Origin of the sequence: Nonomuraea sp. NPDC049419, from assembly GCF_040676995.1 — a bacterium.
Taxonomy (GTDB): Bacteria; Actinomycetota; Actinomycetes; order Streptosporangiales; family Streptosporangiaceae; genus Nonomuraea; species Nonomuraea salmonea.
The window spans coordinates 335034-355850 of sequence record NZ_JBFAQB010000001.1 but is presented as its reverse complement, the minus strand read 5'-3'; the positions used below and the strand labels follow the sequence as shown (position 1 = coordinate 355850).

Here is a 20817-nt window from a genome sequence, read left to right as displayed (position 1 = left end):
GCAAATGTGAGGAGCTTTTCACCAAGGGTCACGAAGCTGCTCTTCGTCGCCCTCGTCGTGACGGGCGGCCTCCTGACCGCCGCCGGTGTGGTCTTCGCCACGCCCGGCCCCGTACCGGCCGTGGAACCCGCGCCGAGCGACGAGGCGGCCACTCCGTGACCGGCTGACCCCCGAGACGCGAACGCGCGCCCTCCCCAAGCGGAAGGCGCGCGTGTGCGGTAGTGCGTCAAATGAGGCCGAGGTCCTTGACCGCCTGGCGCTCCTCCGCCAGCTCCCGCACGCTGGCGTCGATGCGCTCGCGGGAGAACGGGTCGATCTCGAGGCCCTGGATGATCTCGAACCTGCCACCGGCCGCACGCACCGGGAAGGACGAGATGAGGCCCTCGGGCACGCCGTAGGAGCCGTCGGAGACCACGGCGGCGGAGGTCCACTCGGTGCCGTTGACCCAGTCGTAGACGTGGTCGATCGCGGCGTTGGCGGCCGAGGCGGCCGAGGACGCGCCGCGTGCCTCGATGATGGCCGCGCCGCGCTTGGCCACGGTCGGGATGAACGTCTCGCGCAGCCAGTCGCCGTCGACCTGCTCGGCCGCGACCTTGCCGCCCACCTCCGCGTGGAACAGGTCGGGGTATTGCGTCGCGGAGTGGTTGCCCCAGATCGTCATGTGCTTGATCTCGGTGACCGGCACCTGGAGCTTGGCCGCGAGCTGCGACAGCGCGCGGTTGTGGTCGAGGCGGGTCATCGCGGTGAAGCGCTCGGCCGGGACGTCGGGAGCGTTCTGCTGGGCGATGAGCGCGTTGGTGTTGGCCGGGTTGCCCACGACCAGGACCTTGATGTCGTCGGCCGCGTGGTCGTTGATGGCCTTGCCCTGCGGGCCGAAGATGCCGCCGTTGGCGCCCAGCAGGTCGCCGCGCTCCATGCCGGCCTTCCGGGGCATGGCGCCGACCAGCAGCGCGACGTTGGCGCCGTCGAAGGCCACGTTGGGGTCGTCGGTGATCTCGATGCCGGACAGCAGCGGGAACGCGCAGTCGTCCAGCTCCATCGCGGTGCCCTCGGCCGCCTTCACCGCCGCCGGGATCTCCAGCAGGCTCAGCTTCACCGGCGTGTCGGCGCCGAGCAGCTGCCCCGACGCGATGCGGAACAGCAACGCGTAGCCGATCTGGCCGGCGGCTCCGGTGACGGTCACCTTGACGGGCACCTTGACGGGCTCAGTGGCTGACGACGCCATGGCCTTCCCCTAACTCGCAGCGTGAATCATTGACGTTCGGGATGTTACCCGCTCGTCATCAGCAGGTTTCCATCGCGGGCACCTTGAGCTCCTCCTTGAAGTCGACCTTGCCGAAATAGCTGGTCAGGAGCTGCTCCATGACGCCTTTGGCGTACATGTCGGCGATCACGCCGGACACGGCCTTGCATGTCTTGACGTCGCCGTCCTTGATGCCGACCGCGTAGCGCTCGTTGCTGAGCTTGGCGCCCAGGATCTTGAAGCGCAGGTTCTCGCGGGCCGCGAACCCGGCGAGGATCAGGTCCTCGCCGGGCACCGCGCTCACCTTGCCGGTGCGCAGCAGGTCCATGCAGGCGGCGTAGTCGCTGGCCGCGACCGGCTTGACCGGCACGCGGTCCTGGACGGCGCCGACCGACGGGCTGTTGAGCGCGCACACCCGCTTGCCCTTGAGCTCGTCGATGTCGCCGATGTCGCCGGCGCGCACCAGGACGTCCTGATGGGCCAGGTAGTAGGGCCCGGCGAACTGGGTGTCGCTCTTGTCGATCGAGTACGTCGCCACGACCAGGTCGACCCGGCCCTCGGCCAGCGCGGACGCCCGGTCGTCCCGCCCGACCCTGACGAACGTCGTCTCCCTGGCGCCCAGCTCGGCCGCGATGCGCTTGGCGACGTCGACGTCGAAGCCCTCGAAGGAGCCGCCGTTCTGCAGCCCGATGCCCGGCAGGTCGCCCTTGACCCCGATCACGATCTTCCCGGTCTGGGCCACCTTGTCCACGACCGACGTGGCCGCACCGCCGGAGTCCTCCCTCTGCGGATCGACCTGCTCGAAGAAGGCGAGCGGGCGCCAGCCGTTCGCTAACAGCGCCAGCGCGGCGGCGGCGAGCAGCACGAGCGCGGTGGCCACCGCGATCCACAGCCTGGCCCGCCCGCGCCGTGCGGGCGCGGCGGGCCCGGTCGGCGCGTGCGGCGCCGCACCCCCCTCCGGCGGCGCCACGCCGCCAGGGTGCTGTCCGGGGCCGGTCGGCGCGTTCTGGAGCGCGGAGGCCCCGGCGTGGGGAGCCGTGTGGGGAGCCGGCAGGTGCGGGCCCTGGGCACCGGTGTGCGGACCTGGGACGGCCTGCGAGCCCGTGTGGGAGCCGGTCTGGGGACCGGTCGGAGAGCCGCCGGCCTGGGGGCCGGTGTGGGGGCCGGTCTGGGGGCTCTGCGCGGGCTGGTGACTCTGCGCGGGCTGGGGGCCGGTCGGGGCGGGCTGGGCCGGGGAGGCGCCCGTCACGCCGGGACGGTCGGTGATCGAGCCCGCCGACACCCGCAGGAACGGCGTGGTGTCGTCGCTCGCCACCTGCACGCCCTTGGTCAGCACCGCCGTCGAAGCGCCCGCCGTGGACGACTGGCCGAGCAGCCGCAGCAGGATCTGGTCGGCGGACGGCCGGTCGGCCGGGTTCTTCGCCAGCGCCGAGCTCACCACGCCGCGCAGCGGCTCGGCCATCATGGTGACGTCGACCTCGTGGTTGAGGATGCGGTTGAGCACGACCGCGATCGACTTGCCCTCGAAGGCGACCTGCCCCGTGGCGGCGAACGCGATGGTCGCGCCCCAGGAGAACACGTCGGTGTAGGGCCCGATGTCGTCGCCGGCGATCTGCTCGGGCGCCATGTAGGCGGGCGTGCCGATGGCGCGGCTGGTGATCGTACCGGTGGAGTCGATGATGCGGGCGATGCCGAAGTCGACCACGCGCGGCCCGTCTGCGGCGATCAGCACGTTGTCGGGCTTGAAGTCGCGGTGGACGATCGAGGCGTGGTGGATCGCGGTGAGCGCGGTGGCGGTGCCGATGGCCAGCCGGTCGAGCACGGTGCCGGTGAGCGGCCCGTCTGTCTCGACGATCTCGCGTAGCGGCCGGCCGTCGATGTACTCGCTCGCGATGTACGGCGTGTCACCGTCGAGGTCGGCCTCGATGACCCGCGCCGTGCAGAACGACGCCACCCGCTGCGCCGCCTTCAGCTCCCGCGCGAAGCGCGAGCGCGCGATCGTGTCGCCGCTGAACTTGACGTGCAACAGCTTGATCGCGGCCCGCTCACCCTGGTTGTTGACCCCCAGATAGACGATGCCCTGCCCGCCCTCCCCGATCCGTCCTGACAGCCGGAAGGACCCCAGCTCGGTGGGATCGCCGGCGACCAGCGGCGAGATCTGCGGCATTCGTCATCCCCACGTGTACTGAACCCATCGACGCAAACTTTACGACGCTCAGCAACTTCTCAGGGATCGGTTGAGGCTTAGGTACGTCACGGGTTCGCCTCTTTCCCGCCCCGGCGCCGATCTCCGGCGCCGGGGTCGACGTGGGTCGCGGGTGGGGCCGATCAGTAGGGCAGGCTCCAGGTCGCGAACGCCTTGCGCAGCGAGGGCGCCTTGAACTTGGGATACGCCACCGTACGCGGGTCACCGTCGGAGGTGTAGCGCATGTCCGGGTTCTTCTTCAGCCAGTCGAGCCACGCCTCGGAGCAGAACTGGGCGCAGTCGCCCTTCTTCTCCATGACCTTGATCCTCGGGATGCCGGCCGGGTCGAACGCCTTGCTGAACGGCGCCGGTGCCGGGGTGTAGCCGGCCAGGAACGCGCCCGCGTGCTTGTACGCCTTGCCGCGCAGCGCCCAGTTCTTCTTGCTCGGCTGGTTGCCGTACGGCAGGGCGATGGTGACGGGCTTGACGTACGACAGGGCCTCGATCTCCTTGCCGATCGAGCCGATCTGCTCCTCGACCTCCTTCTGCGAGCGGCCCCGCAGGTTGAAGTGGTCGCGGGTGTGGTTGCCGAGCTCGAAGCCGTTGTCCTTGAGCCACAGCAGCGCCTGGGCCTGCTCCTCGCGCACGGTCTTGCCGAACATGTCGCGCGTCACGTAGAAGGTGGCCTTCGGCTTCCAGCCCGGGTGCGCGGCGGCCACCTCCTTCAGGATCGCCACCGCGGTGTCCTTCTGCGGCACGCCCATCGCGTTCAGCGTGAGCTGAGAGGGCGACGAGTCGTCGAACGTCAGCACCACGGGGTGCTTGCCCGCCGGGATGTCGATCTTGCCGGTCGCCAGTTCGCCGGCCGAGACGGGCACGTAGCCCTCTTTCACCAGCCGTTCCAGATCGGCCCTGAACTGCTGGGGCGACCGGTCGTCGGTGGTCTGCGGCTTGGGCACGATGCGGTGGAACATCAGCACCGGGATCTGCCCCAGCTCGTTGGCCTTCACCGCGGCGGCCCGCTTCACCTTGGCTGCCCTGTCCGCCTTGGCCTTGGCCGCCGCGTCGACCTTGTTGTTGGTCAGCTTGGCGGTCTCGGGCTGAGAGTCGCAGCCCGTGAGGAGAGCGGCGGCGATGAGCGCCCCCAGCCCACTCAGATTTCGCAGTCGCATCCTTACCCCCCGAAACGCGTACGACTGTTCTGAGCTGGCTCTTACCCACGTGATCAACTACGCCACGCCGCCCCCGGGGTCAAGAGCTGGGAAAACGCGCCTCCCCGACAAAACGAACGGCCCCTGCCAGGGAGGCAGAGGCCGTACGCAGCCGCCGTGGCCCTTCCTGCATGTCACCTCGCGGAGACGCGGCGGCGGAACTCGGCGGTGGCGGTCTGGACCACGCGGTTGAGCTGGTCGAGCTCGTCCTCAGTGGGCTGGCGACGCAGTTCGACGCTCACCGCGAAGTCGCCGTCCTTGAGGCTCACACCGAGGTCGGCGAGCAGATCCTGCGGCAGTCTGCTGTGGACGAACTCCCGGAACGCCTCGGCGACCACCCCAGGCAGGTCGCCACAGCCGCACGAGCGGCCCTCCATGATGGCGCCCAGGTGGCTGCGCCCCACGAGGGCATCGGGGTGCGCCACGTCGAGCGTGCCCAGCCCGGCCTCCACGACGTGACGGGCTTCGGCCAGCCGCTCCTGGTGCTGGAGGAACAGGCCGAGCGCGATACGTACGCGCCCGAGAAGCTCCTGGTTGCCGCTGTACTCGGCGGCGGACAGCGCCTCGCGCAGGCGCTGCTCCCCCTCGGCCGGCTGCTCCGCCTCCGCCAGCGCCAGTCCCCAGTTCCGTAAGACCTGGGCGACCAGGTCGGCCCTGTCGAGGCCCTGCGCCCTGTCAAGGGCCTCGGCATAGGTGCGGAGGGCGCCTTCGAGGTCACCGGTGTCGCTCTGCGCCATCGCCAGGCCGAGCTCGGCCATGAGTGCTTCCTCCGCCCTGCCCTGCCGGTGGTAGGAGGCGAGCACTTTCCTGATCGCCATGACGCGGCCCTCGCCATGGCCGCTCCGATCGGAGTTGGCCAGTTGGGAGAGCGTGTTGAGCGTCACCTGGTGGTCCGGGCCCAGGCGGGCCTCCATGGCCTCGGCCAGCAGGGACAACACGGCGCCGTCCGTCTCCGGGCGCTCGCCGACCGTGTTGAGCACGGCGAGCGCCACCGCTTCGACGATTTCGTCCGGCAACTGCTCCAGCCCGACGAAGGCAGGTTCACCGCCACCGGCGGCCGTCACGATCCTGGCCCGCAGCGCCAGCGCGGTGGCGATCCGCTCGTGACCGTTGCGCCAGAAGTTCTGGATCGTCTCCTCCACGGTCTCGCGGGCCGGGCGCAGGTCGCCGCGCCTGAGCAGCACCTCGGCCAGCGGCTCCAGACCGAACGCGTAACCGGCGTGCTCGCGACCGTAGAAGTCGAGCCGCTCTCGCACGTTGGCACGCAGTTCCGCCTCGGCCTCGTCCAGCCGCCCGGTCCTGGCGAGCACCATGCCGAGGTTCATCCGGTACGTCAGGCGGTCCCTGTGCGCGTCGGGATCGCGGGGCACCGGACCGGAACAGGCGGCGCGGTAACATTCAACCGCTCTGTCCGGCTGGTCCGCATTGAGCAGGACGTTACCTAAATCGCACTGTACCGACGCCCACTCGGGGCTGCCGGAGCCGTACTTCTGCGTGATGTCCTGAAGTTCTCGCACCATGACTTGCTCGGCGTCGACCAGCCGGCCCTCCCGCAGCAGGGCGAAGGCCATGTCGAGCGACGTAGGTGATGTTGACATGGCGCAGGAGCCTACAGATCACTACTGACACGCGACGGCGAAGACGGCCCAGGCATGCGAAACGGCCCCCACCATGCCGCGTAGTCGCAGGTAGAGGCCGTTTTCGGCTAGGCGGACATCTTCTTCTTGAGGTTCTCGTCGAGCGCCGCGAGGAAGTCCTGCGTGGTGAGCCACTCGGCGTCGCCGCCGACCAGGAGCGCGAGGTCCTTGGTCATCTGGCCGCTCTCGACGGTCTCGATGCAGACCTGCTCCAGCTTGTCGGCGAAGTCGGTGACGGCGGGGGTGCCGTCGAGCTTGCCGCGGTGAGCCAGGCCACGCGTCCACGCGAAGATCGAGGCGATCGGGTTGGTGGAGGTGGGCTTGCCCTGCTGGTGCTGGCGGTAGTGGCGGGTCACGGTGCCGTGGGCGGCCTCGGCCTCGACGGTCTTGCCGTCGGGGGTCATCAGGACCGAGGTCATCAGGCCGAGGGAGCCGAAGCCCTGCGCGACGGTGTCGGACTGGACGTCGCCGTCGTAGTTCTTCGCGGCCCAGACGTAGCCGCCCTCCCACTTGAGCGCCGCGGCGACCATGTCGTCGATGAGGCGGTGCTCGTAGGTGAGGCCGGCCTTCTCGAAGTCGGCCTTGAACTCGCTCTCGTAGACCTCGGCGAAGATGTCCTTGAAGCGGCCGTCGTAGGCCTTGAGGATGGTGTTCTTCGTGGAGAGGTAGACCGGGTAGTTGCGGGCCAGGCCGTAGCGCATGGAGGCGCGGGCGAAGTCGCGGATCGACTCGTCGAGGTTGTACATCGCCATGGCGACGCCGCTGCCGGGGAAGTCGTACACGTCGAGCTCGATCGGCTCGGAGCCGTCCTTCGGCGTGTACGTCAGGGTCAGCGTGCCCTCACCGGGGATCTTCAGGTCGGTCGCGCGGTACTGGTCGCCGAAGGCGTGACGGCCGACCACGATGGGCTTGGTCCAGCCGGGCACCAGGCGCGGCACGTTGGACATGATGATCGGCTCGCGGAAGATCACGCCGCCGAGGATGTTGCGGATGGTCCCGTTGGGGGACTTCCACATCTTCTTGAGGCCGAACTCCTCGACACGCGCCTCGTCCGGGGTGATGGTGGCGCACTTCACACCGACGCCGTACTTCTTGATGGCGTTCGCGGCGTCGATGGTGACCTGGTCGTCCGTGGCGTCGCGGTGCTCGATGCCGAGGTCGTAGTACTTCAGGTCGACGTCGAGGTAGGGAAGGATCAGCTGGTCCTTGATGAACTGCCAGATGATCCGGGTCATCTCGTCGCCGTCAAGCTCGACGACGGGGCCCTCCACCTTGATCTTGGGCATGCGAATGGTTCCCCTTCAATGAATGGATGCGTTGAGGCTATCGGACCGTCAGGTCACGGGGCGAAAAGGGACAGGATGATCGCTTTCAGCTCGTTGTTGCCGAGAAGGAGCGAGGTCAGCACCAGCACGAATCCGAACACGGACAGCGTGATGACGTCGATCTTCTTGCTCCTGAGTGCGAGCTGACCGCCGTAACCGGCGAAACGCAGCGCGGCCGCGATCATGATGACGGCCCCCAGCACGAACCCGCCCCAGCGCGGGTCGGCGATGAACATGGCGAGCACACCGGCGGCCGCACCCACCAGGATCAGCGGGTACGGCCCCCAGGTCTCGCGTTCGGTCCCGTTGCTCAACGCTCTTCTATCGGCTTCCACTTCTGGTCGGTCTCACCGATGTACTCACTGTCGGGGCGGATCAGCCGGTTGTCGGCGTGCTGCTCGATCACGTGAGCCGTCCAGCCTGACATGCGGCTGACGGAGAAGACCGGCGTGAACAGGTCTGTCGGAATGCCAAGGTAGTGGTAAACGGAAGCGGCGTAGAAATCGACGTTGGGATAGAGGCCCTTGGTCTCGAAGACGACCTCCTCCATCTCCTTCGACATCCGGTAATACGTGTCGTCGCCGCTCGCCTCGCCGAGTTCGGCGGACATGCGGCGCAGGTGCGTGGCGCGGGGGTCCTCGGTCTTGTAGACGCGGTGGCCGAAGCCCATGATCTTCTCGCCGGCGGCGAGCTTGTCGCGTACGGCCTGGGCGACGCCGCCCGGCGACAGCGACTCCAGCGTCTTCATGACCTGCTCGTTCGCCCCGCCGTGCAGCGGGCCCTTGAGGGTGCCGATGGCGGCGACGATGGCGGAGTGCATGTCCGACAGCGTCGCGGCGCACACGCGGGCGGCGAAGGTGGAGGCGTTCATGGTGTGGTCGGCGTGCAGCACCAGGCACTCGTCGAAGATCTCGACCTCGCGCTGGCCGGGAGTGCGGCCGGTGACCTGGAGCAGGAAGTTGGCGGCGATGCTCAGCGACGGGTCGGGCTCGGGCGCCTCCGAGCCGGTGCGCGCGGCGTGGTAGCGGGCGACGAGCAGCGGTTGCTGGGCCACCAGGCGGGCGGCCTTGCGCAGGTTGGCCTCGGGGTCGATGGAGTCCTTGTCGGCGTCGTCGGCGCCCGCCAGCGAGACCAGCGTGCGCAGCGCCTCCATGGGTTTCTGTTTCTCGGCGATTTCGGCGATGTTCGCGGACACCAGGGCGCCCAGCTCGCGGCCCCGTGCCAGCTCGTCGCCGTAGGCGTCGAGCTGGGAGCGGGTGGGCAGCTTGCCACGTTGGAGCAGGTGTGCGGTCTCCTCGAACGTCGCGCGGCCGGCCAGGTCGTGGATGTCGTATCCACGGTAGAAGAGGCGACCGGCCTTTCCGTCGATGTCGCTCAGCGCTGTGGACGCGGCGACGACATCGGCCAGACCTTTCGTGGGCTTGTCCGCCATGAGTGTTTCCTCCGCTTATCTCCGCCCGAAGTCTACCCGTGAGCAGGCAAAACCGACGGCACAGGTCCAGACCAATTTCACGACGGATTCTCCTTTCGGCAAAGGCGATTCCGCATCCCCTCGGTTGGGTAAGCCGGAGCTGTAGTAATAGTTACGGCGGGCTACCTGGGGAGGAACTGCCGTGGAGGGGCCGTTCATACGCATCGAGGACACTGGCGAGGTGGTCCCGTTGCGCCCCGAGATCACGACGGTCGGAAGGGGCCGGGGTGTAGACATCCGGCTCACCGACCCCAGCGTGTCTCGACTCCATGCCGAGTTCGTCAGACGAGGACCCTACCTGTATGTCGTCGACCTGGGACTGTCCAGGAACGGCACGCGGGTGAACGGCAGGCCGATCGCCCGGAGGGTCCTTGACGACGGCGACGTCGTCTCCTTCGGCGCGGCACGCGGCCGGATCGGTGGAGTCCCCCGTGAGGACTTCACCCCCGAGGTCGAGCTGCGCAGGGCGGCGGCACCCGAGCTGACCAGGCGCGAGGTCGATGTGCTGACCTCGCTCTGCCGGCCGGCGCTGTCCGATGAGGCGTTCGTCGCTCCGGCGACGGCACGCGAGATCGCCGACGACCTGGTCGTGACCGAGGCCGCGGTCAAGCAGCATCTGCTGCGGCTCTACCAGAAGTTCAGGATTCCCGAGGGCACCAACCGGCGCACACGGCTGGCCAACGAGGTCGTCGCGCTCGGGCTGGTCCGCCCGACCCCTGTGGTGCCACCGCAGAGGTCGTCGGGAGCCGCACCCGAGCAGGCTTCGGCGGCCGGGCGCAGGGCTTCGTAGTCTCAAGGTTCGCGACCGGGGCCACGGCGAGGGGTTCCGGCAGCGTCGGAACCTGGACATCACCCCCTCCGGGGGGCGCGGGCAACGGCGTACGCCCTGCTCAGGGCGGCGCCGCGGCTCGTCGCCGGTCTGACCGGCGACGCAGCCGGGCGCAGCACGCTCTCAGATCACCCTGAACCCGTTGCTGGGCTTGCTGGTCCTGTTCGCCCGGTCCACCGCGACGACGTAGTAGTGGTGGCCGCGCTTGCCTTCGGCGTCCACCCAGCGCAGCTGCCGGTCGCCCGGCACGACGGCGACCAGGTTGCGGGCGTCGTCGAAGGCGCGGGAGTTCGCGGGCCGGTCGAAGCGGAAGACGGCCCACTGGAAGGGCTCGTCCTTCCCGGTGGCCACCGCCCGCACCTCGACCCCGCCGTGGCGGCGCAGCGCGTACGCCACCACCGGCCGCGACGGCGCCCTGCCGCCCGCGAGCCGGGGCAGCACCGGCGCGAGCGCGGGCCGCTGGTAGTGGTCGTTGACCGCGGTCGTGATGGAGGCGAGCCTGTCCACCTTGACGTCGTTGGCGTTGTACCAGATGTCGCCGCCGATCTCGGGGTGGTCGCGGTTGAGCGTCAGGTGCCTGGACAGCTCGTCCGGCGCCTGCCACTCGGCCGCCTGCGCCGGGTCGCCCGCCTTGTACGCCGCCTGCCCGATCCACAGCAGCGTCTTGGTGCCCGCGGCCACGTCGGACCACCACGGCACGAGCTTGGAGTAATCGGCCGGCGGCTGCCCGATGTACCAGTAGAGCTGCGGCGCGATGTAGTCGAGCCAGCCCTTCTTGACCCAGCCGCGGGTGTCGGCGTGCAGGTTGTCGTACGACTGGCCGCCGTTGGTGTCGGAGCCGAGCGGGTCGGTGCCCTTGTTGCGCCAGATGCCGGACGGGCTGATGCCCCACGCGATCTCCGGCTTGGCCCTGAGCACGCGCTGCTGCATCTCCTGGACCATGAGGTCCACGTTGTTGCGGCGCCAGGCGGCGAGGTCGGGGAAGCCGGCGCCGTACTCGGCGAACTCTTCGGCGTCGTCGAAGCCGGTGGTGTTGGTCGGGTAGAAGTAGTCGTCGAAGTGCAGTCCGTCGATGTCGTAGCGGGTGACCGCGTCCATCATGGCGTCCTGGCAGAACTTCCTGACCTCGGGCATGCCGGGGTTGTAGTAGAGCTTGCCGCCGAACGGCACGATCCAGTCGGGGTGCTTGCGCCCGGGGTGGTCGGGGTGCAGCTGGGCCGGGTCGGCCTGCATCGAGACGCGGTAGGGGTTGAACCAGGCGTGGAAGGCCAGGCCGCGCTTGTGCGTCTCCTCGACGGCGAACTTGAGCGGGTCGTAGCCGGGGTCCTGGCCCTGGGTGCCGGTGAGGTACTGCGACCACGGCTCGTAGGGCGACGGCCAGAACGCGTCGGCCGTGGGCCTGATCTGCACGAACACCGAGTTGAGCTTGCGCTGCACGGCCACGTCGAGCCAGGCGAGGTATTCCGCCTTCTGCTGCTCGGCGGTCAGTCCCGGCTTCGACGGCCAGTTGATGTTGACCACCGACGCGATCCACATGCCGCGCATCTGGCGCAGCGGGGGCACGTACCCGGGCTGGGCGAAGGCCGGGAGGGGAACGGCCGATGCGGCGGCGGCGAGAGCGAGACCCTTGAGGAGAGTCCTTCTGCTGGGCATGGGGGGTGCCTCTCGGAAGTGGTTGTATCGAAGGCGACGATGACAGAAAATTACCTTCAGATCAACAACCGTGAAGGAAAATGCCGATGAGCGGTGACCTGTACAGACTGGCGATGACGGTGCTGCATCCGGGGTTCGAGGGGACCTCTGCTCCCGACTGGCTGCGCCGCGCGCTGGGCGAGGGTCTGGGCGGCGTGGTGCTGTTCGCCCGCAACGCCGTCGGCGCCGACCTCGTCCGCGAGTTGCGGGCCGAGAACCCGGACGTCGTCGTCGCCATCGACGAGGAGGGCGGCACGGTCACCCGGCTCGAAGTGGCGGACGGCAGCTCCTTCCCCGGCAACAGGGCGCTGGGCGTGGTGGACGACGTGCGGCTCACCGAGCGGGTGGGCCGCCAGATCGGCAGGATGCTCGCCGAGCTGGACATCACTCTCGACTACGCGCCCTCCGCCGACGTGAACGCCGACCCGGCCAACCCCGTGATCGGCGTGCGCTCGTTCGGGGCCGCCGCCGAGCTGGTCTCCCGTCACACCGCCGCGTACGTCGAAGGCGTGCAGGGCGCCGGGGTGGCCGCCTGCGCCAAGCACTTCCCCGGGCACGGCGACACGGTCACCGACTCCCACCTGGCGCTGCCCACCGTGCACGCCACCAGGGAGCTGCTCCTGGAGCGCGACCTGCCGCCGTTCCGCGCCGCGATCGAGTCGGGGGTGCGCTCGATCATGTCGGGCCACCTGCTCGTGCCCGCACTCGATCCCGCGGTGCCCGCGACGCTCAGCCGTACCGTGATGACCGAGCTCCTGAGGGGCGAGCTCGGTTTCGACGGGATGCTGGTCACCGACGCCATCGAGATGCGGGCGGTGGCCGCCATGGCCCCGCCCGGCGAGATCGCCGTACGCGCGCTCGACGCCGGCGTGGACGCCATCTGCGTCGGCCTGAGCGACGAGAACGGCCTGCGCGAGATCGCGGAGGCGATCGTCGCGGCGGTCCGCGAGGGCCGGCTGGCCGAGGAGCGGCTGGCCGAGGCCGCCGCCCGCGTGAAGGCCCTGTCCACCTGGTACGCCGCCCAGTCCGAGCTGCGCGCCAAGGCCCACGGCGACGTGGACGAGGGCGTCGGCCTGGACGCCGCCCGCCGCGCGCTCACCACGACCGGCGACGGCAGGCTGACGAGCGCCCCGCTGGTCGTCGAGGTCAACACCCGGCTCAACAAGGCCATCGACGCCGACACGCCGACCGGCGTCGCCACCGCGCTGACCGCCCTGCTGCCGGGCACCGCACGGGTGCGGCTGGAGCAGGGCGGCGAGCTGCCCGCGCTCGGCGATCGTCCCGTGGTGCTCGTGGTGCACGACGCGGCCAGACATCCGCAGGTGCGCGAGACGGTCGCGCGGGCCCTGGCCGCCCGCCCCGACGCGTTCGTGGTGGACACCGGCGTGCCCGCCGCGCCGGAAGGCGGCACGCACGTCCACACGCACGGCATCTCCCGCGTGTCGGCCCAGGCCGCGGCCGAGTGGATGACCCGATGAGCGTCGAGCAGGCGAACCCGGTGGCGGCCGTACGCGCCGTCCTGCCCTCGCTCACCCCCGCCGCGCAGTCGATCGCCCGCCTCATCGTGGACGACCCCGGCCTCGTGGTGCGCAGCACGATCACCGAGTTCAGCGCCGTGTCGGGAACGAGCGAGGCGACGATCGTGCGCACCGCGCGGGCCCTCGGCTTCGCCGGGTACTCGCAGATGCGCTTCGCGCTCGCCGCCGCCGTCGCCAAGGAGCCCGAGCGGCTCGTGCCCGGCGACCTCGCGCCCGACGACCCGCTGACGGACGTCATCGCCAAGGTCGCGCGGGCCGAGTCGGAGGCGCTCGCCGACACCGCCGCCCAGCTCGACCCCGACCGGCTCGGCGAGGTCGTCAAGGCCATCTCCGAGGCACGCAGGATCGACGTGTACGGCGTCGCCGCCTCGGGCCTGGTCGCGACCGACATGTCGCAGAAACTGCTGCGCATCGGCCTGTCCAGCCACCCGTTCAGCGACGCCCACCTCGCACTGACCAGCGCGGCCCTGCTCCGCGACGGCGACGTCGTGGTGGCCGTGAGCTGCAGCGGCGAGACACCCGACGTGCTGGTGCCGGCCCGCACCGCCGCAGAGGCGGGCGCCCTGCTGGTGGCCATCACCGACAACCCGCGCTCGTCGCTGGCGGAGCTGGCCGATCACACGCTGGTCTCCGCGGGCCGCGAGACGGCGTTCCGCCCGGGCGCGCTGGCCAGCAGGATCAGCCAGCTCCTCATCGTGGACTGCATCTTCGTCGGGCTGGCGCAGCGGCGCTACGAAAGCGCCGAAGCCGCCATCCGCGCCACCCGCGAGGCCACCGACCGCTACCGCAACCGCTAGAACGGGTAACCGGCGATGTCGCCCTGCACCGTGACCCACTGCGTCTCGGTGAAGGCGTCGACGTTGGCGCCCGTGCCGCCGAAGCGGCTGCCGGTGCCCGAGGCGCCCACGCCGCCGAACGGCGCCACCGCCTCGTCGTCCACGGTCTGGTCGTTGATGTGCACGATGCCGGTCGGCACCTGCTCGGCCAGCGCCAGGCCCTTCATGACGTCCCTGGTGAGGATGCCGAGCGACAGGCCGTACTCGGAGTCGGCCGCCAGCGCCGCCGCCTCCTCCAGGGTGGAGAACGTGGTGACCGGCGCCACCGGGCCGAACACCTCCTCCGCGTACGCGGGTGCCCGCACCGGGACCTCGGCCAGCACCGTCGGCCGGTAGAACAGCCCCTCGTACGAGCCGCCCGCCGCCAGCCTGGCCCCGGCCGTCACGCTCTCGGTGACCAGGCGGTGCACGCGGTCGCGCTGCCCGGCGTCGATGAGCGGGCCGAGCGCGACCTGACCGGTGGCCGGATCGCCGACCGGCAGCCCGTCGGCCTTGGCGGCCAGGCGCTCGACGTACTCGGCGGCCACCGACTCGTGCACGAGGTGGCGTCCCGAGGTCATGCAGATCTGGCCCTGGTGGAAGAACGACGCCCACGCGCCCGCCGAGGCCGCCGCGTCGAGGTCGGCGTCGTCGAAGATCACCAGCGCCGAGTTGCCGCCCAGCTCCAGGTGCACCCGCTTGAGCGCGCGGGCCGCCGCCTCGCCGACCTTGCGTCCCGCCGCGGTCGAGCCGGTGAAGGAGATGACAGGGATGTTCGGGTCGGCGACCAGCGCCTGCCCGGCCTCCGGCCCGCCGGGCAGCACGTGCAGCAGCCCAGGGGGCAGCCCCGCCTCCTCGAAGACGCGGGCGACGGCGTAGCCGCCGCAGACGGCGGTGCGCTGGTCCGGCTTGAACACCACCGCGTTGCCCAGCGCCAGGGCAGGGGCGACCGACCTGATGCCGAGGATGAGCGGGAAGTTGAACGGCGCGATCACGCCCACCACGCCGACCGGCACCCGGCGGGCGAAGCTGAGCCGCTTGCGCGCCGTGGGCAGCATCTCGCCGACCGGCTGGCTGGCCAGCGCCGCCGCCTCGTAGCACTCCTGGGCGGCCACGTGCGTCTCGAACCCGGCCTTGCCCGGCACTCCGCCGGACTCCCTGACGATCCAGTCCTGGATCTCCTGGGCGTGCTCCTCGAACAGCCTGCCCGCGCGGCGCAGCAGGGCGGCCCGCTCCTCGTACGAGGTCGCCGCCCAGGCCCGCTGCTCCCGCCTGGCGCGTACGGCGGCGGCAGCCACGTCCTCGGCGCCGGCCGTGCCCGCCCTGCCCAGCTCGTTGCCCGTCGCGGGCTCGATGACGGGCGCCTCACCGGCCCGCGCTGCCGTCCAGCTCCCGTCGAAGATCGACCCCGTCCACGTCTTCGGGTCTAAGAACGTCATGGTGTGCCTCCTCAGGGCTGGAACCGCGGATCGACCGCCACGGCGACGTCGAGCAGCAGGGGGCTGTCGCGGCCGGGCAGTACGGGCATGATGTCATCGAGTGCCGCGATCAGCTCGGCATGCGAGCCGATCGTGACGGCCGGGCAGCCGAGCGACCTGGCCAGCGCGCCCATGTCGATCTCGCCGAACGCCGGCCACGGCGCCTTGCCGCCGCCGTGCTGCTCGGCGAGCCGGTCCATGACCGCGTACCTGCCGTTGGCCAGCACCACGAACAGGGCGCCCACCCGGTAGTGGGCGGCGCTCCACAGGGCGTGCAGGCCGTAGAGCGCGGAGCCGTCGCCGACCACGGCCACCACCGGCCGGTCGGGCAGCGCCATCTTCAGCCCCACGGCGGCGGGCAGCGCGAACCCGAGCCCGCCCATCGCGGCCGACAGGAAGCCGAGCGAGGTCCTGGCGGGGACGAGGCGGTGCAGGTCGGGGCGGGCCGAGGGGGTCTCCTCGATGAGCGCGGCGTCGGCGGGCAGCCGCAGCGCCAGCTCGCGCAGCACGTCGGCGGGCCGGAGCGGGCCGTTCGTGGTGTGCTCCTGTGCTGCGGGCTTGTTGCTCGTGGCGCGTGGCCGCTGCGGGAGCAGGGCGGTCAGGCGGGCGCAGACGGCTTCCGGCGCGGCCAGGACGGCCAGGTCGGCCGGGCTGCGGTGGGCCTCGGCCGGGTCGTCGGTGACTAGCGCGACGGCGGTGCCCGGCGGGACCAGCGGCCCCGGCACGTACGGATACTGGCGGAACACCGGCGCCCCCACGGCCAGCACCACGTCGTACGCCGCCAGCCGCTCCCGCAGCCTGGCCCGGTCGGCGGGCAGCACGCCGGCGTACTGGGGATGGTCCTGGGGAAACCCGGCCCGGCCGCCGAACGACTCCTGGTGCACCGCGCACCCCAGCCGCTCGGCCAGCGCCACGAGCGCGTCCCACCCGTCGCGCACGCCCGCGCCCGCCACGATCGCCGGCCTCTCGGCCCCGGCCAGCAGCTCCACCAGCGGGGCCAGCTCGGCGTCCGCCACCGACGCGGGCCGCACGAGCCTGGCCGGCGCCGCCAGGATCTCCCCTTCGAAGGGCGCGTCCCAGTCGTCCATCGGCACCACGACCAGCGCGGGCCCCCGGTGGGTACGCGCCTCGTGCACGGCCCTGGCGACCGCTCCTGGCACGTCCTGGGCGCGTACGGGCTGGTCGACCCGTACCGGATAGTCGCCCGCCAGCCCCGCGAGCCGCCCGGTCAGGAACGGCTCAAGCGCCAGGTGCCGGCGGTCCTGCTGCCCGACGAGCACGACGAGCGGCGCCCGGTTCTCGCGCGCGGTCGCGATGGCGCCGACGGCGTTGCCCAGCCCGGCGGTGGTGTGCAGCACGGCGAGCGCGGGCGCGTCGCGCCCGATCGCCCAGCCGGTGGCCATGCCGACGACCGAACCCTCGTGCAGGGCCAGCACGAAGCGCAGGTCGTCGGGCAGCCCCGTGAGCAGCGCCACCTCGGTGGAGCCCGGATTGCAGAACAGCGTGGTCAGCCCGTGGTGGCGCAGCACGTCGAAGACGGCGTCCTTGACGGTGGTCATCGTTCTCCCCTCGCCCGCTGGATCTGCCGGTAGATGTGCCCGCGCAGCTCGCGGAAACGCGGCAGCGACCGGGTGGTGAGCTGGTCGCGTTCGGGCGGCAGGTCGACGTTCTGGCACACGGCCATCCAGGGGAAGAGGCAGCAGCCCGGCCACGCAGCGGGCGCGGCACTCGCCTACCCTGACCGTGCGAACGGGAGCCCGGCGTGCGGCCGTACCCTGGCCCGCATGCACATCCGTCTTCGTCTGCCCGCCGACCTGGACGCCTGCGTGGAGGCGCTCGCCCACGTCCAGGCCGCCGACCGCTACCCCGTCGACTGGCCGAGCGACCCCGGCGGCTGGCTCACCCCCTCCGACCTGACGTCGGCCTGGGTCGCGGTCGAGGACGGCGCCGTACTCGGGCACGTCGGCCTCACCCGGGACTCGGAGATCGTCCGCCTGTTCGTCACCCCGGCCGCGCGCGGCCGCGGCCTGGCCGCCCGCCTCCTCGACACCGTCCGCGCCGCCACCCCGGGCCCGCTCAAGCTGGAGGTCTCGTCAGAGGGCGCCGCCGCCATCGCCCTGTACGAACGGACGGGCTGGCGCCACACCGGCACCACCCGCGGCCGGTGGCTCAACGCCGCCGGCGAACCCGCCCTCCTCCACCACTACACGAGCCCCTGACGGCGTTCACCTCCGGAAGTGGTCGATGATGCGGGCGTAGCTGTCGAGGGCGTGCCCGCGGTCGATCGCCTCGGCGAGCAACTCGCCGGTGTACTCCGCCATGGTGGCGTCGATGCCGCGCTTCCGGCTCTCGTGGATGAGGTGCCGGACCGGCGGGACCTGGGTCTCCAGGGTGGCGTCGTCGGCGGCGAAGGAGTTCGCGTCGATCTGGTGGGCGTAGGCCGTCAGGAACGACGCCACCCCCTTCAGCCAGTCCGTGGCCATCGGCAGGAAGTCGGTGGCCGCGATCTTCTCGGTGCCCAGGAGCGCCGCGCCGTGCATGAAGCCGTTGAACGTCGACCACATGATCCCGAGCAGCGCGACGTCGTACAACGACGGGAGGCCGACGTCGGTGCTGATGAGCGTGGTACCGCCGCCCAGCACCCGCAGGGTCTGCTCGTACGCCTCGTACGCGCCGGACGGACCTCCGTACAGGATGACCGTCTCCGGCGCGCCGATGCCGGGCGGGGTCATCATGATCGCCCCGTCCAGGTACTCGGCCCCGCGTTCTGCCGCCCAGCCGGCCATCGCGCGGGCCTCGTCGGACGCGCCCGACGTGAGGTTCACCAGGGCGCGGCCGGACAGCCCCGTTTCCGCCGGGGCGAGCAGGTCGCGTACGGCGTCGTAGTCTCGTACGCAGACGACGACGAGCGGGGCGGCGGCGACGGCGGCGCCCACCGTCGGAGCCTCGCTCGCGCCCGCCTCGACCAGGGCCTGCGCCCTGCCCGGCGTGCGGTTCCAGACGGTCGTGGGGTGGCCCGCCTTCAGGAAGGCGGCGGCCAGCGCCCGGCCCATCATGCCCATGCCGATGACGGTGACCGGTGTTTCTGCCATGTCTGTCGCTTTCTGTCCGTTTCGATGGTGACGAGCCACCATGATGACAACGCGAGCTGGCGGCCGACATTGGCAGGAGTGCCGATATTCACCAAATTCCTGCCATAGGGTGGGCGTCGTGAATGCCGGCACCGTGGCGCTCGTCGTGATCGACGACGCCATCTCCATGTGGGACATGTACGAGCTGGGCATCGCCACGGCGGTCTTCGGCGTGGACCACAGCGACCTCGCGGACCCGTGGTACGACCTGCGGGTGATCGGGATGCGCCCCGGGACGGCCTCCTCGGTGCCGGGGTTCACCTGCAACGCGCCGTACGGGCTGGAGGAGCTGGAGCGGGCGGGCACCGTGATCGTCCCGGTCGTGCCGGAGGCGTACATGCGGGGCGACCGCGACCTGCCCCCGCAACTGCTCGACGCCCTCCGCCGCGCGGGCGCCGCGGGCGCGCGGATGGTCTCGCTCTGCAACGGCGTGTTCGCGCTCGCCGCCGCGGGCCTCCTCGACGGCCGTCCCGCCACCGCCCATTGGGAGCACACCCGCGAGCTGGCCGAGCGGTACCCGCAGGTGCGGGTGGACGACTCGGTCCTGTACGTCGACGACGGCGACGTGCTCACCAGCGCCGGGCTCAGCGGCGGGCTCGACCTGTGCCTGCACATCGTCCGCCGCGACCTCGGCGCGCGGGTGGCCAACCAGCTCGCCCGCCGCCTCGTGGTGCCCGCCCACCGGCCGGGCGGACAGGCTCAGTTCGTGGAGCGCGCCGTCGATGTGACCGACGACGGGATCGCCCCCGTCCTGCACTGGGCGCTGGAGCACCTCGACGCCCCGCTCACCGTCGAGGACCTGGCCGCCCGCGCGGGGATGAGCGTACGCAGCTTCCACCGCAACCTGCGGGCGGCGACCGGCACCAGCCCGATGAAGTGGCTGCTCCACCAGCGGCTCGCCCGCGCTCAGCAGCTCCTGGAGACCACCGATCTGTCCATCGAGCAGATCAGCGAACGCAGCGGGCTCGGCGGCGCGAACAACCTCCGCCATCATTTCGCGGCACACCTCGGGGTGACGCCCACCGAGTATCGCCGCGCGTTTCCCTGCCCTTCCACGGACCTGGGCCGCCCGCAACGGTCTCCGCGCCACCCAGTCCGGTCACCGTCTTAGAGCGCGGACGCCGCCGCAGGTTCCTTGAGAACTCAGGTGCCCCATGGGCTCCGGGTCCATGAGGGCTCGCGGACCTCATGGGCTCCGGTCCTTCAGGGTCCACGGGCCCATGGGCGCCGGCTCCTTGAGGGTCCATGGGGCCCGTGACCTCATGGGTTGCGGGCCCAGAGCGAGCCGGGCCCGGGGTGCCGGGGTCAGGCGAGCCGGCGTTCGGCGGCCTCGACGACGTTGGCGAGGAGCAGGGCGCGGGTCATCGGGCCGACGCCGCCCGGGTTGGGCGTGAGGTAGCCGGCGACCTCTTCGACGTCCGGAGCCACGTCCCCGGCGATCTTGCCCGCCACCCGTGAGACCCCGACGTCGAGCACGGCGGCCCCCGGCTTGACCATGTCGCGCGTGATCAGCTCGGGCACGCCGGCCGCCGCCACGACGATGTCGGCCCTCCGCACGTGGGCGGCCAGATCCTGGGTGCCGGTGTGGCAGAGGGTCACCGTGGCGTTCTCGCTGCGCCGGGTCAGCAGCAGCCCGAGCGAGCGCCCCACCGTGATGCCGCGACCGACCACGGCGACCTCGGCCCCCTTGATCGGCACGCCGTACTCGCGCAGCAGCAGCACGATGCCGTGGGGCGTGCAGGGCAGCGGCGCGTCCACCATGTGCACGAGCCGCCCGAGGTTGACCGGGTGCAGCCCGTCGGCGTCCTTGGCCGGGTCGATGCGCTCGAGCAGCGCCATCGTGTCGAGGTGCTTGGGCAGGGGGAGCTGCACGATGTAGCCGGTGCACGCCGGTGAGGCGTTGAGCTCGTCGATGGCCGCCTCGACGTCGGTCTGGGACGCGGTGGCCGGCAGATCGACGCGGATGGAGGCGATGCCCACCTCCGCGCAGTCGCGGTGCTTACCGGCGACGTAGATCTGGCTGCCGGGGTCGTCCCCCACGAGAACGGTGCCCAGGCCGGGCGTGATCCCGCGTTCTTTGAGCGCGGCCACCCGCTTGGTGAGATCTGCCTTGATCTTTGCGGCGGTGGCCTTGCCATCGAGTTTCACAGCGCTCATGCCGCAATCCTGTCATGTCCCCTGACCTCCCCCGCACCACCCCACACCCCTGGCCACGGACGCCAAGCCCCACAGCCCGACCACCCCACACCACCAGATGCCGGG

18 protein-coding genes and 1 pseudogene are annotated in these 20817 nt (G+C 71.1%); 6 read left to right on the top strand and 13 right to left on the bottom strand.

Annotation, left to right across the window (positions count from 1 at the left end):
- Window positions 1-6: 6 nt before the first annotated feature.
- Entirely contained in the window at window positions 7-159 is a 153-nt protein-coding gene (locus AB0K12_RS01805; RefSeq protein WP_364554953.1) for a hypothetical protein, read from the top strand.
- 67 nt (window positions 160-226) lie between these two features.
- On the opposite strand, the gene AB0K12_RS01800 is transcribed toward AB0K12_RS01805, so the two are convergent.
- From AB0K12_RS01800 to AB0K12_RS01770, 7 genes are all read right to left on the bottom strand, one after another.
- Entirely contained in the window at window positions 227-1225 is a 999-nt protein-coding gene (locus AB0K12_RS01800) for a malate dehydrogenase (protein WP_364554951.1), read from the bottom strand.
- A 58-nt stretch (window positions 1226-1283) separates the two neighbouring features.
- Window positions 1284-3410, bottom strand: a complete 2127-nt coding sequence (locus AB0K12_RS01795) for a transporter substrate-binding domain-containing protein (protein WP_364554949.1) — start codon at window positions 3408-3410, stop codon at window positions 1284-1286.
- A gap of 161 nt (window positions 3411-3571) precedes the next feature.
- Entirely contained in the window at window positions 3572-4600 is a 1029-nt protein-coding gene (locus tag AB0K12_RS01790; RefSeq protein WP_364554947.1) for a polysaccharide deacetylase family protein, read from the bottom strand.
- Between the two features lie 173 nt (window positions 4601-4773).
- Entirely contained in the window at window positions 4774-6237 is a 1464-nt protein-coding gene (locus AB0K12_RS01785; protein WP_364554945.1) for a tetratricopeptide repeat protein, read from the bottom strand.
- A gap of 107 nt (window positions 6238-6344) precedes the next feature.
- Window positions 6345-7562, bottom strand: coding sequence for an NADP-dependent isocitrate dehydrogenase (locus tag AB0K12_RS01780; RefSeq protein WP_364554944.1), 1218 nt, complete (start codon window positions 7560-7562; stop codon window positions 6345-6347).
- A gap of 53 nt (window positions 7563-7615) precedes the next feature.
- Window positions 7616-7915: a DUF3017 domain-containing protein gene (locus tag AB0K12_RS01775; protein ID WP_364364851.1), complete on the bottom strand. Its 300-nt coding sequence runs from the start codon at window positions 7913-7915 to the stop codon at window positions 7616-7618.
- Window positions 7912-9033 carry a citrate/2-methylcitrate synthase gene (locus AB0K12_RS01770; RefSeq protein ID WP_364554942.1) on the bottom strand — a complete coding sequence of 374 codons (1122 nt, stop codon included), beginning with the start codon at window positions 9031-9033 and terminating at the stop codon, window positions 7912-7914. Before AB0K12_RS01770 ends, AB0K12_RS01775 begins: the two co-directional genes overlap by 4 nt.
- Before the next feature lie 181 nt (window positions 9034-9214).
- On the opposite strand from AB0K12_RS01770, the gene AB0K12_RS01765 reads away from it, so the two are divergent.
- A complete protein-coding gene (locus AB0K12_RS01765; RefSeq protein ID WP_345396031.1) occupies window positions 9215-9862 on the top strand; it encodes an FHA domain-containing protein in 648 nt (215 codons plus the stop codon).
- Window positions 9863-10024: 162 nt separating this feature from the next.
- Here AB0K12_RS01765 and AB0K12_RS01760 read toward each other — a convergent pair whose 3' ends face one another.
- The gene (locus tag AB0K12_RS01760; RefSeq protein ID WP_364554939.1) at window positions 10025-11554 is read right to left on the bottom strand and encodes a family 10 glycosylhydrolase; all 1530 of its coding nucleotides are present in this window, start codon (window positions 11552-11554) and stop codon (window positions 10025-10027) included.
- An 86-nt stretch (window positions 11555-11640) separates the two neighbouring features.
- Here AB0K12_RS01760 and AB0K12_RS01755 point away from each other — a divergent pair, with 86 nt between their 5' ends.
- Window positions 11641-13071 carry a glycoside hydrolase family 3 N-terminal domain-containing protein gene (locus tag AB0K12_RS01755; RefSeq protein ID WP_364554937.1) on the top strand — a complete coding sequence of 477 codons (1431 nt, stop codon included), beginning with the start codon at window positions 11641-11643 and terminating at the stop codon, window positions 13069-13071.
- Window positions 13068-13928 (top strand): MurR/RpiR family transcriptional regulator, encoded by an 861-nt coding sequence (locus tag AB0K12_RS01750; protein ID WP_364554935.1) that lies wholly within the window; start codon window positions 13068-13070, stop codon window positions 13926-13928. The genes AB0K12_RS01755 and AB0K12_RS01750 overlap by 4 nt, the downstream gene beginning before the upstream one ends.
- Here the strand turns inward: AB0K12_RS01750 and AB0K12_RS01745 are convergent.
- From AB0K12_RS01745 to AB0K12_RS01735, 3 genes and pseudogenes are all read right to left on the bottom strand, one after another.
- Window positions 13925-15385 carry an aldehyde dehydrogenase family protein gene (locus tag AB0K12_RS01745; RefSeq protein WP_364554933.1) on the bottom strand — a complete coding sequence of 487 codons (1461 nt, stop codon included), beginning with the start codon at window positions 15383-15385 and terminating at the stop codon, window positions 13925-13927. The two genes, AB0K12_RS01750 and AB0K12_RS01745, sit on opposite strands and share 4 nt — an antisense overlap.
- 11 nt (window positions 15386-15396) lie before the next feature.
- Entirely contained in the window at window positions 15397-16983 is a 1587-nt protein-coding gene (locus AB0K12_RS01740; protein ID WP_364554931.1) for a thiamine pyrophosphate-dependent enzyme, read from the bottom strand.
- Window positions 16980-17090: pseudogene (locus tag AB0K12_RS01735) on the bottom strand (ABC transporter ATP-binding protein); the annotation flags it as partial. The gene AB0K12_RS01740 and the pseudogene AB0K12_RS01735, both read right to left, overlap by 4 nt.
- A gap of 118 nt (window positions 17091-17208) precedes the next feature.
- On the opposite strand from AB0K12_RS01735, the gene AB0K12_RS01730 reads away from it, so the two are divergent.
- Window positions 17209-17643, top strand: coding sequence for a GNAT family N-acetyltransferase (locus tag AB0K12_RS01730; protein WP_364554929.1), 435 nt, complete (start codon window positions 17209-17211; stop codon window positions 17641-17643).
- 6 nt (window positions 17644-17649) lie between these two features.
- Here the strand turns inward: AB0K12_RS01730 and AB0K12_RS01725 are convergent, their stop codons facing one another.
- Window positions 17650-18516, bottom strand: a complete 867-nt coding sequence (locus AB0K12_RS01725; RefSeq protein WP_364554927.1) for an NAD(P)-binding domain-containing protein — start codon at window positions 18514-18516, stop codon at window positions 17650-17652.
- A 118-nt stretch (window positions 18517-18634) separates the two neighbouring features.
- Between AB0K12_RS01725 and AB0K12_RS01720 the strand changes: the two genes are divergently transcribed.
- A complete protein-coding gene (locus AB0K12_RS01720) occupies window positions 18635-19666 on the top strand; it encodes a helix-turn-helix domain-containing protein (protein WP_364554925.1) in 1032 nt (343 codons plus the stop codon).
- A gap of 194 nt (window positions 19667-19860) precedes the next feature.
- Here AB0K12_RS01720 and AB0K12_RS01715 read toward each other — a convergent pair whose 3' ends face one another.
- Window positions 19861-20712, bottom strand: coding sequence for a bifunctional methylenetetrahydrofolate dehydrogenase/methenyltetrahydrofolate cyclohydrolase (locus tag AB0K12_RS01715; RefSeq protein WP_364554923.1), 852 nt, complete (start codon window positions 20710-20712; stop codon window positions 19861-19863).
- Window positions 20713-20817 lie beyond the last annotated feature (105 nt).